Genomic DNA, 14,438 nt, shown 5'->3' with positions numbered 1-14,438 from the left:
GTGGGGTCCATGACGGAACCACCTGCTCGGCGTCTGCTCCTGGTGCACGCGCACCCGGACGACGAGTCGATCAACAACGGCGCGACCATGGCCAAGTACGCGGCCGAGGGTGCCCGGGTGACCCTGGTCACCTGCACCCTCGGTGAGCACGGCGAGGTCATTCCCCCCGAGCTCCAGCACCTGACCGGCGCCGAGCTGGGCGAACACCGTCTGGCCGAGCTCACCGCCGCGATGCGCGAGCTCGGCGTCGAGGACTTCCGTCTCCTCGGCGGCAAGGGCCGTTACGAGGACTCGGGGATGATGGGCATCGCCGACAACGACGACCCGTCCTGCCTCTGGCAGGCGGACGTCGACGACGCGGCCCGGGCTCTCGTCGAGGTGGTCCTGGAGGTTCGCCCCCAGGTCCTCGTCACCTATGACCCGGACGGCGGGTACGGCCACCCGGATCACATCCAGGCTCACCGCATCGCCACGCGCGCGGCCGAGCTGGCGGCGGAAGCGGGGTGGCGGATCCCCAAGATCTACTGGAACCGCGTGCCGCGCACGGTCGCCGATGAGGCCTTTGCTCGACTGCAGGTGGATCTGCCCGGATTGCCCTTCGGTAAGAGCGCCACCGTCGAGGACGTACCGGGTGTCGTCGACGACGAGCGGATCACCACCGTGATCGACGGCACCGCGCACGCCGGCGCCAAGGCCGCCGCGATGCGGGCGCACGTCACGCAGATCGAGGTTTCGCCGGGCGAGCGGTACTTCGCGCTCTCCAACGAGCTCGCACAACCCCTCTTCATCACCGAGTACTACGAGTTGGTGCGCGGGCAGAAGGCGGCGGGGACGGAGTCCGATCTGTTCGCCGGTGTCGTCATCGAGGAGGCGTCATGAGCTCGATGCTCGCCCAGCCGCTGAAGCGGCCCTCCGGACTGCGCGCCCTCGCCTTCCTCGGGCTCTTCGTGCTCGGCGCCGTGGTCGGGGTGGCCGGGGCGCTCGTGCAGCCCGCGTGGTTCCCGGGCGGCCTGCTGCTCGCGCTCGCCGGCGAGGCCGGGCTCTGTCTCGGCGGTGCCCGTGCGACGGGCGGCCGGGGCGGGGCCGTCGCGCCCGCCGGCGGCTGGATGATCGCCGTCATTCTGCTCACCGCCAGCCGCCCCGAAGGGGACTTCCTCTTCGGCACAGGCGCCGCCTCGTACCTCTTCCTCCTCGGAGGCATGGCCGTGGCTGTGATCTGCGCCACCCTTGCACCTGTGCGGCAACCGGACGGTGACGGCGTCCGACTTGCCAAGTGACGTACCACTTCTCCACGACGCACTCGTGCGAGTCCCGTGTGGGTTTCCCAGGCGGTCGTGGGATGCGGGCCAGAAGTGGCCAGTATGGTGGTGCGCGCCGCCGAGCCGCCCGCAGTGAGGGCGAATCGGGCGGTGGAGCCAACCGGGAGAACCTGCCTTGAGTCGTGAAACTGACACTCCGTCCTCCGGGCCCAACGGGCACGGCGGAGCCGCATACCCCTCGGGCACGCCGCCGTACGGGACCCCCATGGCTTCCGACAGCGGTGCGGACGCGGGCCGTTCGGCCGCGCAGCCGGAGGAACGCAAGACCGAGACCACGCTGACGACCCGGATCCGGATCAACATCCCCGGGTCGAGGCCCATTCCGCCGGTCGTCGTGCGCAAGCCCGTCGCCGAGGCCGAGAGTGCCACGGCTGCCCCGGACACCGAGCCGCCGCCGGCGCCGTCCGCCCCCACCGCCACGTCCACGGGCATCGTCGAGCCTCCGGTCGAGCCCACGGCGCAGGCGGGGGAGAAGACGAGCGACTGGTTCGCGCCCCGCAAGTCCTCTCCGGGCAAGGGCGGTCAGAGCGGCCCGTCCACCAACGGGGCCGGTCTGCCTGGCGGTTCGGGCCCCGGGGGCGGCGGTCCCGGTGGTGCGGGTGCCGGGGCTCCCGGCGCAGGTGCCGGTGTGCCCGGCGGTGCGCGTCCGGGTGCCGGTCGGCCCGGTGGTGTGGTCGGTTCGATGAGCGTGCCCGGCGGCTCCCGCCCCGGCGGTACGAAGGGCTCGGGGCTTCCCGGCGCGACCGGCGGCCCCGTGGCCCCCGGGCACGGCGGAGGCACCGGTTCCTTCGACGTGACCGAGGCGCTGGCGGCCGCCTCGCCGGGCAACGGTTCCGGTCCCGGCGCCGAGGCGCGCCGTGACGACCTGCCGTACTTCTCGGAGAACGGCGGCGGCCAGAACGGCCAGAACGGCCAGAACGGCCAGAACGGTCAGGGCGGCCCGAACGGCTTCGGCGCGCAGGGCGGCTCCAAGGGTCCGAACGGCTTCGGCGCCCAGGGCGGCTCGCCCTTCGACGCCGCCTCCGACTTCAGCGCCCCGAACGGCTTCGGCGCCTCGAACGGCTTCGGCGCCTCGAACGGCTTCGGCGCCTCGAACGGCTTCGACGGCTCCGGCGACTTCAACGGGCCGGACTACGGCGGTCCGCACGGCCGTGGCGGCCCCCAGGGTCCCGCGGGCCCGACGACCGGTCCGGTCACCGGTGACGGTCCGGCGGTGCCGCCGATCGCCGGCGGCGGACAGGGCGGGCCCGGCCGTCCGGGCGGCTCCGGTGGTCCGAGCGGTTCGGGTGCCACCGGTGTCTTCACGGGTCCCGGCCGGCCCGGCGGTCCCGGCGGCGGCCCGGCGGGCCCGAGTGGTCCCGCCGGCCCGGGTGGTCCGGGTGGCTTCGGCGCTTCCGGCATCTCCTCCGGCCCCGCCGGTCCCGGCGGCTCCCCCCAGGGCCTCGGCCCCGGCGGTGGCCTGAGCGACGACACCGCGATCCTCACGCCGCAGAAGCCGGCCCCCGAGCCCGGCACCCCGCACTACGGCGGAGTCGCCGACAACGTCTCCAGCCACACCGTCACCAGCGGCATCCCGATCGTCCCCCCGGGCGCCCAGAACGGCGGTCCCTTCGGCCCGGGCGCCACCGACGCCCCGGCGCCGCACACGCCCCCGAAGCTGCCCGAACCGGACGCGTCGGACGCCCCGGCCTCCCGCGCGCCCAAGAAGAAGGGCCGCAACAAGCTGGCGCTGATCGGCGGCGGAGTGATCGTCCTCGCGGGCGGCGTCTACGGCGCCGGCCTGCTGATGGCCCACTCCGACGTGCCCAAGGGCACGACCGTGCTCGGCGTCGACATCGGCGGCGGCACGCGGGACGAAGCGGTGAAGAAGCTCAACGACGCCTTTGACGAGCAGGTCAACAAGCCGCTGAAGCTGTCGGTGGGCGGCGAGACCGTCACGCTGGAGCCGGACAAGGCCGGGCTGCAGTTCGATATGCAGCAGACGGTCAGTGCGGCCGCGACCAGCGACTACAACCCGGTCTCGGTGATCGGCTCGCTCTTCGGCAACCACCGGGTCGTCGACCCGGTCATGCCCACGGACGAGGAGAAGCTGCACGCCGCCCTGGAGGAACTCTCCGGCGGCTCCGGCTCGGTGACCGAGGGCACGGTCACCTTCAAGTCCGGCAAGGCGGTCGCCGTCTACGGCAAGGCCGGCAAGGGCATCGACGTCGCCCAGTCGACCGCGGCGGTCGAGGAGGCGTACCGCACCCAGGTGGAGACGGGCACGTCCGCCGCCGTGCAGGTCCCGACGACCACCCAGCAGCCGACGATCTCGAACGCCGAGGTCGACCGGTTCATGAAGGAGTTCGCCGAGCCGGCGATGGCCAACAAGGTCACGATCCAGACGGACGCCGCGCACAGCATCCCGTTCGGCTCGCTGTCCCTGCCGAAGATCCTCGGCGTCAAGGCCGTGGGCGGCAAGCTCGTGGACACGTACGACCTCAAGGCGCTCAAGGAGGCGTACGGCGCCACCTTCGACGGCGTGCAGATCAACGGCGCGAGCGGCAAGCGCGACATCCTGCCGCAGGACGTTGCCTCCGCCCTGCGCAAGGCCCTTCGCGCCAAGACGGCGGCGGAGCGCACCGTCACCATCGACACCAACCCGAGCTAGCGCAGCCGCTCGGACGAGGGGGCACCCGGCACTCGCCGGGTGCCCCCTCGTCGTCGTATGACATCTGTCATCCGGCAGTCAGGAACGCCGACACTGCCGGGCCCCACCCCCGCGCGGCCACCCTGGAACGCATGACAACGACAGCGGTGAACACGACGACCCCGGTGGTCGGGTTCGACCAGGTGAGCAAGAGCTACGGGAGCGTACGGGCCGTCGACGGGCTGACGCTCGCGCTGCACCCGGGGGAGACGGTGGCCCTGCTGGGGCCCAACGGAGCCGGTAAGTCGACCACGCTCGATCTGCTGCTCGGCCTGAAGCAGCCCGACCGCGGCACGGTCCGGGTCTTCGGGACCGGTCCGCGCGAGGCGATCGTCGCCGGGCGGGTGGGCGCGATGCTGCAGAGCGGCGGGCTGATGGACGAGGTGACCGTCGGCGAGCTGGTGCGGCTGGCCTGCGCTCTGCATCCGCGGCCGTACAAGGTGTCCGAGGTCCTCTCCAGGGCCGGCGTCGCGCAGATCGCCGACCGCAAGGTCGACAAGCTCTCCGGCGGCCAGGCCCAGCGCGTCCGCTTCGCCCTCGCGACCGCCGGCGACAGCGGTCTGATCGTCCTGGACGAGCCGACCACCGGCATGGACGTCACCAGCCGCCAGGCCTTCTGGGCCACCATGCGCGAACAGGCCGACCAGGGCCGTACGGTCCTCTTCGCCACGCACTACCTGGAGGAGGCCGACGCCATCGCCGACCGGGTGCTCGTGCTGCACCGGGGCCGGCTGCTGGCCGACGGCACGGCGGCCGAGATCAAGGCGAAGGCGGGGGCGCGCAGGATCTCCTTCGAACTGGCCGCCGACGGCCCGGTCGACGAGGCCGCGCTGCGGCAACTGCCCTTCCTCACCTACTGCGACGTTTCGGGCCACACCGTGCGCATCCAGTCCACCGACGCCGACGCGACCGTCCACGCCCTCTACGGCCTCGGCCTCTACCCCCGCAACCTCGAAGTCGCCGGACTCGGCCTGGAGCAGGCGTTCGTCGCCATCACCGCAGCCGAGGAGGCGCGCCGGTCATGAACGGTCTCATCAAGCTGGAACTCACCCGCGCCCTGCGCAACCGGAAGTTCCTGTTCTTCTCCGTGCTCTACCCGTCGCTCCTCTTCCTGCTCATCGCGGGCAGCGCCGACGGCACCACGAAGATCGACGGCACGGGCCTGACCCTGCCGACCTACATGATGGTCTCGATGGCCTCCTTCGGCGCCCTGACGGCCGTCCTGATGGGCAACAGCGAGCGCATCGCCAAGGAGCGGGAGGGCGGCTGGGTACGGCAGCTGCGGCTGACGACACTGCCCGGGCACGGCTACGTCCTCGCGAAGACGGCCGGCTCGGCCGTGGTGAGCCTGCCGTCGATCGTGATCGTCTTCGTCGTCGCCGCGGTCGTGAAGGACGTACGGCTGGACGCCTGGCAGTGGCTCGCCCTCACCGGCGCGATCTGGGCCGGCAGCCTCGTCTTCGCCGCGCTCGGCGTGGCTCTCGGCTACCTCGCGAGCGGCGACTCGGTCCGCCCGCTCACGATGATCACCTACTTCGGTCTGTCCATCCTCGGCGGCCTGTGGATGCCGACGACGACCTTCCCGACCTGGCTCCAGGACATCGCCAAGTGGGTGCCCACGCACGCGTACGCTGCCCTGGGGCAGGCGATCGAGCAGAGCCGGGCACCCCATGCCAAGGACATCGCCGTCCTCGCCGTCTTCTTCGTCCTGTTCACGGGCGGCGCGGCCTGGCTGTACCGGAAGGACACGTTGAAGGCGTGAGCGGCACAGGCGTCGGCATCGGAAAGCGCCCGGAGAATCGCAAGCAACGCTTCGTCAAGCTCCTGTGGACCGGCATCTGGCTGGTGTACCTGAGCGCACCGGCGGGCGACCTGCTGCACGGCGGTCACAGCACGGGCGTGCGGATCCTCGGCTGGATCGGCCTCGCGGCGTTCGTCACCTGGTACATGCTGCTGCTCTTCCGCACGGGCCGCGGCGAACGCAACAGCGTCGTCCTCGCCTCGCTCGGCGTCCTCGCCGCCCAGTCCACGCTCCTGGCGCTCACCCTGGGCCGGGAGTGGCTCGTCCTGTTCGTGTACGTCTCCATCGCGTCCGGCGCGGCCCTGCCGCTGCGCATGGCCCGCTGGACGATCCCGGTCACCTGCGCGCTGATGAGCGTGATCGCGTTCGCGACCCCGGGCGGCAAGGCGTTCCTGGCCAGTCTGCTGATCCCGGCCCTGCTGGGCGGCTTCGCCATGACCGGCGTACGCGAACTCGTCCGCACGACGATCGCGCTGCGCGAGGCCCGTGCCACGGTCGCCCAACTGGCCGCCAACGAGGAGCGCCTGCGCCTGGCCCGCGACCTGCACGACCTGCTCGGCCACTCCCTGTCCCTGATCACCATCAAGAGCGAACTCGCGGGCCGTATGCTCCCCGGCCACCCCGACAAGGCGGCCCAGCAGGTCGCCGACATCGAGCAGGTCAGCCGCCAGGCCCTGGTCGACGTCCGGGAGGCCGTCTCCGGCTACCGGCGCCCGCGCCTGGCCGCGGAACTGGCCGGCGCCAAGGTCGCCCTCACGGCGGCCGACGTGGTCGCCGCACTCCCGGCCGAGCCCGACCTCACGGGCGTCCCCGAGGACAGCGAGACGGCCCTCGCCTGGGCACTGCGCGAGGCGGTCACGAACGTCGTACGGCACAGCGGCGCCCGGCGCTGCACGGTGGAGTTGCTGCGCCGCCAGACCCTCGACGGGCCCGTCCTGGAACTCTCCGTCGAGGACGACGGCTCCGGCGGTGAGGGCAGCGGCCCCGGGCACGGCCTGACGGGCCTCACGGAACGCCTGACGAAGGCCGGCGGCACCCTGGAGGCGGGCGGGACCCGGCACGGCTTCCGCCTCACCGCCCGCGTCCCGGTGGCGGTTTCGGCGCACGTAGGATCCGCGACATGAGCCTCACGATCAAGGTCCTCCTCGCCGAGGACCAGTCGATGGTCCGCGAGGCCCTCGCCGCGCTGCTCGGCCTGGAGGACGACATCGAGGTGGTCGCCCAGGTGGCCCGCGGTGACGAGGTCCTGGCGGCGGCCCGCGAGCACGACGTGGACGTGGCGCTCCTCGACATCGAGATGCCGGGCGCGACCGGCATCGAGGCGGCGGCGCTCCTGCACACGGAACTGCCGGCCGTGAAGCTGGTCATCCTCACGACCTTCGGCCGCCCCGGCTACCTCCGCAGCGCGATGGAGTCAGGCGCCGACGCCTTCCTGGTCAAGGACGCCCCGGCGGCCCAACTGGCCGAAGCGGTACGAAAGGTACTGGCGGGCGAGCGCGTCATCGACCCCACCCTGGCGGCAGCGGCCCTGGCAGAGGGCGCCAACCCGTTGACCGACCGCGAGCGAGAGGTGCTCCGGGCAGCGGAGGACGGCTCGACCAACGCCGAGCTGGCAGCGACCCTGCACCTGTCCCAGGGAACGGTCCGCAACTACCTGTCGACAGCGATCCAGAAACTGGCGGCACGGAACAGGGCGGAGGCGGTACGGATCGCGAGGGAGAAGGGCTGGTTGTAATCGCCGGGTGGGACAGCGCCCCGTAAGGGGCGCGGGGAACTGCGCGACCAGCCACGACGCAGGCGCGCCCGCGAGACGGCAACAACCCCCACGGCGCCTGGGCTGACCTTCAGTTCAACATCGCCCGAGCCGCCCGAGCCTCCCCCCGCACCCGCTCCGCCGCCCCCTCATCCACCGCACTGATCAACTCCGCGTACTCCTCCAACTCCACGGCCCCATCGACGAAGTCACCCCGCTGAACCAGCAACTGCGCCCGCTCAAAGCGCAACCGAGCCGGATGCGCCGGCAGCAACAGCGACAACTCGACCGCCCACAGGGCCACATCCGTCCGCTCGGGCCGGGTCGCGGCCCACGCCCGGATGTTGTTCAGAATCCGCAGCACCACGTCCAACGGATCGGCCGGCGTCAGCATCGACGGATGCAACGGCGCACCCGTGGCCCCCGCCACCAGCAACTCCGCGTCGCCCCCCGTCAACACCCGCCCGCCGTCGAACGGATCGGCGAGCACCTGGTCGTCGGTCGGCCCGAACCCCACCACGAAGTGTCCGGGCAGCGCGACCCCGTACACCGGCGCCCCCGCCCGCCGCGCCACCTCCATCCACACGACCGACAACAGAATCGGCAACCCACGCCGCCGCTGCAGCACCTCGTGCAGCAACGACGACTCCAGCCGCTGATAGTCCGCGCTGGAGCCGCGAAACCCGTACCGCTCCCCGAGCAGCTCCCGCAGAGCGACCGCCCAGGACCGCGGCCCGCCGGGCCGGAACGGCAGCCGCCCGGCCAGCGCGTCCAGCTCCATCTGCGCCGCGTCCATGCCCGCCTCGTTCAGCGCCCCGTCCGCCTCGGCCCCCACCAGCAGACACAGCGCGGACAGATCGGGCCGCTCGGACCGCGCCTCTTCGGCGAACCGCTGCCGCAGTTCGGCGGAGCGCTCGGGCGGTGGGGGGTTGGGGGGACGCATAGCTGGCTCGTGCCCTTTCACGGCGATCGGTACTACCGTCCGGCGCCGGTCGTGTCCGGCGTCTCCGGTTCGCGATAGTGGTGGTACGCGTGGTGCGCGGCGAACCCCATCCCGGCGTACAGCCCCCGTGCCCCCGCGTTCTCCGTCTCGACCTGGAGCCACGCCGCCGAAGCCCCCTCGTCCAGGGCCCGCCGGGCCAGCGCGGCCATCACCCGGGTGGCCAGCCCCTGCCGCCGCAGCGCCGGATCCACCTCGACGGCGGCGAACCCGGCCCACCGCCCGTCCACGACACACCGCCCGATCGCGGCGGGCGGCTCACCCGCAGCACCGGCGACCGTCGCGAACCACACCGACGGCCCGCTCCCCAGCACCTTCAGGGCCACCTCGCTCACCCCCTTGCGCTGATACCGCCCGAGCCAAGCCTCGTCCGCCTCCCGGGACAGCACCACCCCGGCACCCTCGGCCAAGTCCGCGACCGGAGCCAACGCCCCGATCCACATCTCCGCCGAGACCTCCCGCACCCACCCCAGCCGCTCCAGCTCCGCGCACAGCAGCTCCTGCGTGCCCTCGGCGCCGGTCGCGGTCTGCACGTACGCGGGGAGCCCACGGTCGCCGTACCAGCGCCGTACGGCATCGAGCGCGGCCGGCAGCGGCATCCCGGGGTCGCCCAGCGGCAGTGCCGAGTTCGCCCGGCGGGTGAACCCGGACGCGGCCCGCAGCTCCCACTCGCCGAGCCGCTCGCTCTCCACCGGCCGCCACGCGCGCGTGGCGACGTGCGCGAGTTCCTCGTACGAGGCTGCGGGCCCCCGGCGCCGGGCCGGGGCGGCGGGCACCACCTTGCCCGCCACCAGCGAAGATTCCGGAATGTGGACGGTCTCGCCACTCTTCCGTGTGATCAGGAGCACACCGTCGTCCCATGATGCGAGAACACCCACCGTGTCGGTGAACTTCTCACCCGGAACTCCAGGATCGCTCAAGCGCCGCACGGAGACTCGTTTACCCACGTCAGCAGCGGTGATTCGGACCTCGAGGCGTCCGTGTGCAGAGATTTCCACAGGTCAGTTCACCCCTCCTGTTCGGATCATGCCCAAGAACGGAGATACTAGGGGCGGGCATCGACGACGCCGCGCTCCCGCGCGCCAGGCGGCGGAGCCTGTGGAGGCCCGCCGGCGCCCTATCGAGGAGGAACGACAGCGTGACCTACGTCATCGCGCAGCCTTGTGTCGACGTCAAGGACAAGGCGTGCATCGAGGAGTGCCCGGTCGACTGCATCTACGAGGGCTCCCGGTCCTTGTACATCCACCCGGACGAATGCGTCGACTGTGGCGCCTGTGAACCGGTCTGCCCGGTCGAGGCGATCTTCTACGAGGACGACACTCCGGAGGAGTGGAAGGACTACTACAAGGCGAACGTCGAGTTCTTCGACGAGCTCGGCTCTCCCGGCGGCGCCAGCAAGCTGGGGCTGATCGAGCGCGACCACCCCTTCGTCGCCGCGCTGCCGCCGCAGAACCAGTAAGAGCGGCCCGCTACCCGCGCCGCCTCGGTCCCGTACGGCTCGATCACCCCTGATCGCTGTACGGGGCCGAGGCGTTTGCCGTACGTGTGCCGTACGAGAAAGTGAGCCAGACACCGTGTCCGCAGTCTCCGACCGCCTCCCCACCTTCCCCTGGGACAAGCTGGAGCCGTACAAGAAGACGGCCGCCGCGCACCCGGACGGCATCGTCGACCTCTCCGTCGGCACGCCGGTCGACCCGGTCCCCGAGCTGATCCAGAAGGCCCTGATCGACGCGGCGGACTCCCCGGGCTATCCGACGGTCTGGGGCACCCCGGCGCTGCGCGACGCGATCACGGGCTGGGTGGAGCGCCGCCTGGGCGCCCGTGAGGTCACCCACCGGCACGTCCTGCCCATCGTCGGCTCCAAGGAGCTGGTCGCCTGGCTCCCCACCCAGCTGGGCCTGGGCCCCGGTGACAAGGTGGCCTACCCGCGGCTGGCGTACCCGACGTACGAGGTGGGCGCCCGCCTCGCCCGAGCGGACTACGAGGTGTACGACGACCCGACCGAGCTGGACCCGCGCGGCCTGAAGCTGCTCTGGCTGAACTCGCCGTCCAACCCCACCGGCAAGGTCCTGTCGAAGCAGGAACTCACCCGGACGGTCGCCTGGGCCCGTGAGCACGGCGTCCTGCTCTTCTCCGACGAGTGCTACCTGGAGCTGGGCTGGGAGGCCGACCCGGTCTCGGTCCTGCATCCCGACGTCAACGGCGGCTCCTACGAGGGCATCGTCGCCGTCCACAGCCTCTCCAAGCGCTCGAACCTGGCCGGCTACCGCGCCGCGTTCCTGGCCGGCGACCCCGCCGTCCTCGGTCCCCTCCTGGAGATCCGCAAGCACGGCGGCATGATGACGTCGGCACCGACCCAGGCGGCCGTGATCGCGGCCCTCGGCGACGACGAGCACGTCCGCGTCCAGCGCGACCGCTACGCCGCCCGCCGGGGTGCCCTCCGCGAGGCCCTGGAGGGCCACGGCTTCCGCATCGAACACAGCGAGGCCAGCCTCTACCTCTGGGCCACGAAGGACGAGTCCTGCTGGACCACGGTCGCCCACCTCGCCGACCTCGGCATCCTGGTGGCCCCGGGCGACTTCTACGGCAAGGCGGGCGCCGACCACGTACGCGTGGCGTTCACGGCGACGGACGAGAGGGTGGCGGCGGCGGTGCGGCGCCTGGCGTAAGGGCGCAGGCACACAAAAGCCGACGGGGCCCAGGGAACTCCCTGAACCCCGTCGGCGGCTCAAGCCACGCGCGGTGACCGTCAGCCGAGCGGAAGCGCCTGCACCGGCAGCGACCCGGTCTTCGGCACGCCACCCTGCGTGGCCGCACCGGCCGCGTCACCGAGGACGGTCCCGACCGACCCGGCCACGCCCCCCGCGGTCTCCTGCGCCGCGGGCGTCGCCTTCTTCGCGACCTTGCTGCCGGCCTTGGCGGCGGCGGGCACCGCCTTCTTCGCCTTCGTCGCGGCCTTGCCGCCGGTCTTGGTCACCGTGCCACCGGCCTTCGTGGCGGTCGGCAGCGCCTGGTCGACCGCCGTGTCGACGGCACCGCTCGCGAGCCCGGTGGCGTTCTGAGCCGCACCCTCGACGACGCTCGTGTTGTCGACGGCGCTCAGTCCGCCGACCTTCGAGGCGTCGGGCAGTTCGGGGGCCGCGCTGGCGGAGCCGGCCGCACCGACCCCGGCAGCCGCTCCCGCAGCGACGAGCAGCGCGGCACGGGCGATCCGGCGGGTCAGGGGGAGGGACATGATGCTCCTTCGACGGGTAAGTCGGATGAGAACGATGAAGTGTCCAACCACGCCCGGCAGTTGACCGACTGGCTGTTGATCTCCGGGCTCGGACGCAGTGACTACCGCTCGAAGCCCGGGAAGGTTGCGGCGGCGCAACGTAAAGAGTTGGCAATGCGTCGCATTATCGCCTGCGGATAAAAACGGTCAAAACGCGTCCCGCAGGAATGGCTGCCGAATCCTTACAGCCCTTTGTTCTCAAGGTCTTTGGCGGATATGAGGGTGACTGCGGGAAATCCCCCGCACGTCGTCGTCGGCCGACACCCCGGGTAACCCGTGGGAGTGGGTTCCCGAACGGCTGCGCGCGCTAGTGAGTCATGACGATCCGGACCGAGTCCAGCCCGCCGCCCGCGCCCGAGGCACCCTGCCCGACGATCGCACGCCACTGGCTGTCGGTGTTCCCGGCGGTCCACTCCCGTCCGGCGTACGACACCCGCTGGATGTGCAGGTCGGAGGCGTTGGCCACGGCCCAGTGGGCCAGCTGCCATCCGCGCTCGCGGACACTGCGCCCGGCGCCGGAGCCCTTGCCGCCGGTCACGGGCAGCAGGACGGTCTGCCCGTCGCTCTCGACCACGGACGGAGTCGGCGTGGGCGTGGCCTTCGCGGAGCCCACCTCGGCGGCGGCCGACTGGAGCGCGTCCTGCCCGAAGTCTCGTACGAGCGCGGCCCGTACCGAGTCCGTACCACCGGCCGACGTGCCCCCGGGGAGCCCCTCGCAGGTCAGCGTCGCGGCCGAACGCCCGGTGAGGGCGGCGGCGAGCAGCGTCGCGTCCGGTTCGTGCTTGGCGTACGCCTCCGGATAGCCGCTGCGCTGGACTCGCTGGGCGGCGACGGTGAGCGGCAACTCCGCATAGCCGCGGACCTTGGCCAGGTGCTCGTAGAAGATGCCCGCCGAGTAGATCGGGTCCAGGATCTCCCGCTCGGTGCCCCAGCCCTGCGAGGGCCGCTGCTGGAACAGGCCCAGCGAGTCACGGTCGCCGTGGGTGATGTTGCGCAGGCCCGACTCCTGAAGCGAGGTGGCCAGGGCGATCGTCACGGCCCGCTCGGGCAGTCCGCGCCCGGTGCCGACGGCGGCGATCGTCGCGGCGTTCACCGCCTGCTCCGGCGTGAACTCGTAGCGCGCGCCGTCGCCGTCGTCCGAGACGACCGCGCAGCCCGGCGCCCCCGGGCCTCCGGTGACGTACTGCACCGCGAGATATCCCGCGACGGCGAGCAGGACCACGAAGGCCGCCCCGCGACGCAGGAGGCGGCCACGACGTTTCGGAGAGGCGGACGACTTCGGCACGCCCTACAAGGTAGCCGAGGTTACTGAGGAGTATGGGCTGTGTGGGAAAACGGAGTGCGGGCTGTGTGGGAAACGGAGTGCGGGCTGCGGGGAAAGTGGGCCGACAGGCCCGCGGCCCGGCGGGTTAGGGTCGGCACCATGGCCGACACCTCTCTGGACCTCACGCTGGACGCCGCGCAGCTCACCGCGCGGCTCGTCGACTTCCCCTCCGTCAGCGGCACGGAGAAGCCCCTCGCGGACGCCATCGAGACCGCCCTGCGCGCCCTGCCGCATCTGACGGTCGACCGGTACGGCAACAACGTCCTGGCGCGGACGAACCTGGGGCGTGGGGAGCGTGTGATCCTCGCCGGCCACATCGACACGGTGCCGATCGCGGACAACGTCCCGTCGAGGCTGGACGAGGACGGCGTCCTGTGGGGCTGCGGCACCTGCGACATGAAGTCGGGCGTGGCGGTCCAGCTCCGCATCGCCGCGACGGTCCCGGCCCCGAACCGCGACCTCACCTTCGTCTTCTACGACAACGAAGAGGTGACCGCCGACCTCAACGGCCTCAAGCACGTCGCCGAGAACCGTCCGGAGTGGCTGGAGGGCGACTTCGCGGTGCTGCTGGAGCCGTCCGACGGCGAGGTGGAGGGCGGCTGCCAGGGCACGCTGCGGGTCCTCCTCAAGACCAAGGGCGAGCGCGCCCACTCCGCGCGCGGCTGGATGGGCTCGAACGCGATCCACGCGGCGGCCCCGATCCTGGCCAGGCTGGCGTCGTACGAGCCGCGTTACCCCCTGATCGACGGCCTGGAGTACCGGGAGGGCCTGAACGCGGTCGGCATCTCGGGCGGCGTGGCGGGCAACGTCATCCCCGACGAATGCGTCGTGACGGTCAACTTCCGCTACGCCCCGGACCGCACCGAGGACGAGGCCGTCGCGCACGTCCGCGAGGTCTTCGCCGACTGCGGGGTCGAGGAGTTCGTGGTGGACGACCACAGCGGCGGCGCGCTCCCGGGCCTCTCCCACCCGGCCGCCGCCGCGTTCATGAAGGCGGTCGGTGGCACCCCGCGCCCGAAGTACGGCTGGACGGACGTCTCGCGTTTCTCCTCCCTGGGTATCCCGGCGGTCAACTACGGCCCCGGCAACCCGCACTTGGCGCACAAGCGGGACGAGCGGGTGGAGAAGGCGAAGGTCCTGGCGGGGGAGGAACGGCTGCGGGCGTGGCTCATGGCGTAGGACCGAGCCGGGGAATCACCGAGACCGTGCTGCACGGCGGTCATGCTCACGTCCCCCGTCTGTAACCCGCTTGGATCTACGCTGAGGTGGAACGACCTG

Annotated in this window: 14 protein-coding genes; 10 read left to right on the top strand and 4 right to left on the bottom strand. The window is 72.0% G+C overall.

Going from position 1 to position 14,438, the window contains the following annotated elements:
* Positions 1–9: 9 nt before the first annotated feature.
* From mshB to BLU79_RS17985, 7 genes are all read left to right on the top strand, one after another.
* The gene (gene mshB / locus BLU79_RS18015; RefSeq protein ID WP_093906796.1) at positions 10–879 is read left to right on the top strand and encodes an N-acetyl-1-D-myo-inositol-2-amino-2-deoxy-alpha-D-glucopyranoside deacetylase; all 870 of its coding nucleotides are present in this window, start codon (positions 10–12) and stop codon (positions 877–879) included.
* Positions 876–1,277, top strand: a complete 402-nt coding sequence (locus BLU79_RS18010; RefSeq protein WP_093906795.1) for a DUF6113 family protein — start codon at positions 876–878, stop codon at positions 1,275–1,277. Before mshB ends, BLU79_RS18010 begins: the two co-directional genes overlap by 4 nt.
* A 247-nt stretch (positions 1,278–1,524) precedes the next feature.
* Positions 1,525–3,969 (top strand): hypothetical protein, encoded by a 2,445-nt coding sequence (locus BLU79_RS47440; RefSeq protein WP_256333362.1) that lies wholly within the window; start codon positions 1,525–1,527, stop codon positions 3,967–3,969.
* 131 nt (positions 3,970–4,100) lie between these two features.
* Entirely contained in the window at positions 4,101–5,033 is a 933-nt protein-coding gene (locus BLU79_RS18000) for an ABC transporter ATP-binding protein (protein ID WP_177001061.1), read from the top strand.
* On the top strand, positions 5,030–5,770 hold the full coding sequence (locus tag BLU79_RS17995) for an ABC transporter permease (RefSeq protein WP_093906793.1): 741 nt from the start codon (positions 5,030–5,032) through the stop codon (positions 5,768–5,770). Before BLU79_RS18000 ends, BLU79_RS17995 begins: the two co-directional genes overlap by 4 nt.
* The gene (locus BLU79_RS17990; protein ID WP_093906792.1) at positions 5,767–6,933 is read left to right on the top strand and encodes a sensor histidine kinase; all 1,167 of its coding nucleotides are present in this window, start codon (positions 5,767–5,769) and stop codon (positions 6,931–6,933) included. Before BLU79_RS17995 ends, BLU79_RS17990 begins: the two co-directional genes overlap by 4 nt.
* On the top strand, positions 6,930–7,544 hold the full coding sequence (locus BLU79_RS17985; RefSeq protein WP_093906791.1) for a response regulator transcription factor: 615 nt from the start codon (positions 6,930–6,932) through the stop codon (positions 7,542–7,544). The genes BLU79_RS17990 and BLU79_RS17985 overlap by 4 nt, the downstream gene beginning before the upstream one ends.
* A gap of 109 nt (positions 7,545–7,653) precedes the next feature.
* Here BLU79_RS17985 and BLU79_RS17980 read toward each other — a convergent pair whose 3' ends face one another.
* The gene (locus BLU79_RS17980; protein ID WP_093906790.1) at positions 7,654–8,505 is read right to left on the bottom strand and encodes a transglutaminase-like and tetratricopeptide repeat-containing protein; all 852 of its coding nucleotides are present in this window, start codon (positions 8,503–8,505) and stop codon (positions 7,654–7,656) included.
* 32 nt (positions 8,506–8,537) lie between these two features.
* The gene (locus tag BLU79_RS17975; protein WP_093906789.1) at positions 8,538–9,560 is read right to left on the bottom strand and encodes a GNAT family N-acetyltransferase; all 1,023 of its coding nucleotides are present in this window, start codon (positions 9,558–9,560) and stop codon (positions 8,538–8,540) included.
* 140 nt (positions 9,561–9,700) lie between these two features.
* On the opposite strand from BLU79_RS17975, the gene fdxA reads away from it, so the two are divergent.
* Together fdxA and BLU79_RS17965 are read left to right on the top strand one after the other, a co-directional pair.
* Positions 9,701–10,021 (top strand): ferredoxin, encoded by a 321-nt coding sequence (gene fdxA, locus BLU79_RS17970; protein WP_019058397.1) that lies wholly within the window; start codon positions 9,701–9,703, stop codon positions 10,019–10,021.
* A gap of 115 nt (positions 10,022–10,136) precedes the next feature.
* Complete coding sequence (locus tag BLU79_RS17965; RefSeq protein ID WP_093906788.1) at positions 10,137–11,231, top strand: bifunctional succinyldiaminopimelate transaminase/glutamate-prephenate aminotransferase; 1,095 nt, start codon at positions 10,137–10,139, stop codon at positions 11,229–11,231.
* Between the two features lie 80 nt (positions 11,232–11,311).
* On the opposite strand, the gene BLU79_RS17960 is transcribed toward BLU79_RS17965, so the two are convergent.
* Complete coding sequence (locus tag BLU79_RS17960; RefSeq protein WP_093906787.1) at positions 11,312–11,797, bottom strand: ATP-binding protein; 486 nt, start codon at positions 11,795–11,797, stop codon at positions 11,312–11,314.
* Positions 11,798–12,143: 346 nt separating this feature from the next.
* The gene (locus BLU79_RS17955) at positions 12,144–13,121 is read right to left on the bottom strand and encodes a heavy metal transporter (RefSeq protein ID WP_093906786.1); all 978 of its coding nucleotides are present in this window, start codon (positions 13,119–13,121) and stop codon (positions 12,144–12,146) included.
* 138 nt (positions 13,122–13,259) lie between these two features.
* Between BLU79_RS17955 and dapE the strand changes: the two genes are divergently transcribed.
* Positions 13,260–14,339: a succinyl-diaminopimelate desuccinylase gene (gene dapE, locus BLU79_RS17950; protein WP_093906785.1), complete on the top strand. Its 1,080-nt coding sequence runs from the start codon at positions 13,260–13,262 to the stop codon at positions 14,337–14,339.
* Positions 14,340–14,438 lie beyond the last annotated feature (99 nt).

Origin of the sequence: Streptomyces sp. cf386 (assembly GCF_900103585.1) — a bacterium.
GTDB lineage: Bacteria > Actinomycetota > Actinomycetes > Streptomycetales > Streptomycetaceae > Streptomyces.
This window is presented reverse-complemented; position numbering and strand designations above follow the sequence as displayed.

Coding starts and splice junctions, on each gene's coding strand:
- BLU79_RS17980 (WP_093906790.1), bottom strand. CDS start 8,505: ATGCGTCCCCCCAACCCCCCACCGCCCGAGCGCTCCGCCGAACTGCGG.
- BLU79_RS18010 (WP_093906795.1), top strand. CDS start 876: ATGAGCTCGATGCTCGCCCAGCCGCTGAAGCGGCCCTCCGGACTGCGC.
- BLU79_RS17995 (WP_093906793.1), top strand. CDS start 5,030: ATGAACGGTCTCATCAAGCTGGAACTCACCCGCGCCCTGCGCAACCGG.
- BLU79_RS17960 (WP_093906787.1), bottom strand. CDS start 11,797: ATGTCCCTCCCCCTGACCCGCCGGATCGCCCGTGCCGCGCTGCTCGTC.
- BLU79_RS18000 (WP_177001061.1), top strand. CDS start 4,101: ATGACAACGACAGCGGTGAACACGACGACCCCGGTGGTCGGGTTCGAC.
- mshB (WP_093906796.1), top strand. CDS start 10: ATGACGGAACCACCTGCTCGGCGTCTGCTCCTGGTGCACGCGCACCCG.
- BLU79_RS47440 (WP_256333362.1), top strand. CDS start 1,525: ATGGCTTCCGACAGCGGTGCGGACGCGGGCCGTTCGGCCGCGCAGCCG.
- BLU79_RS17985 (WP_093906791.1), top strand. CDS start 6,930: ATGAGCCTCACGATCAAGGTCCTCCTCGCCGAGGACCAGTCGATGGTC.
- dapE (WP_093906785.1), top strand. CDS start 13,260: ATGGCCGACACCTCTCTGGACCTCACGCTGGACGCCGCGCAGCTCACC.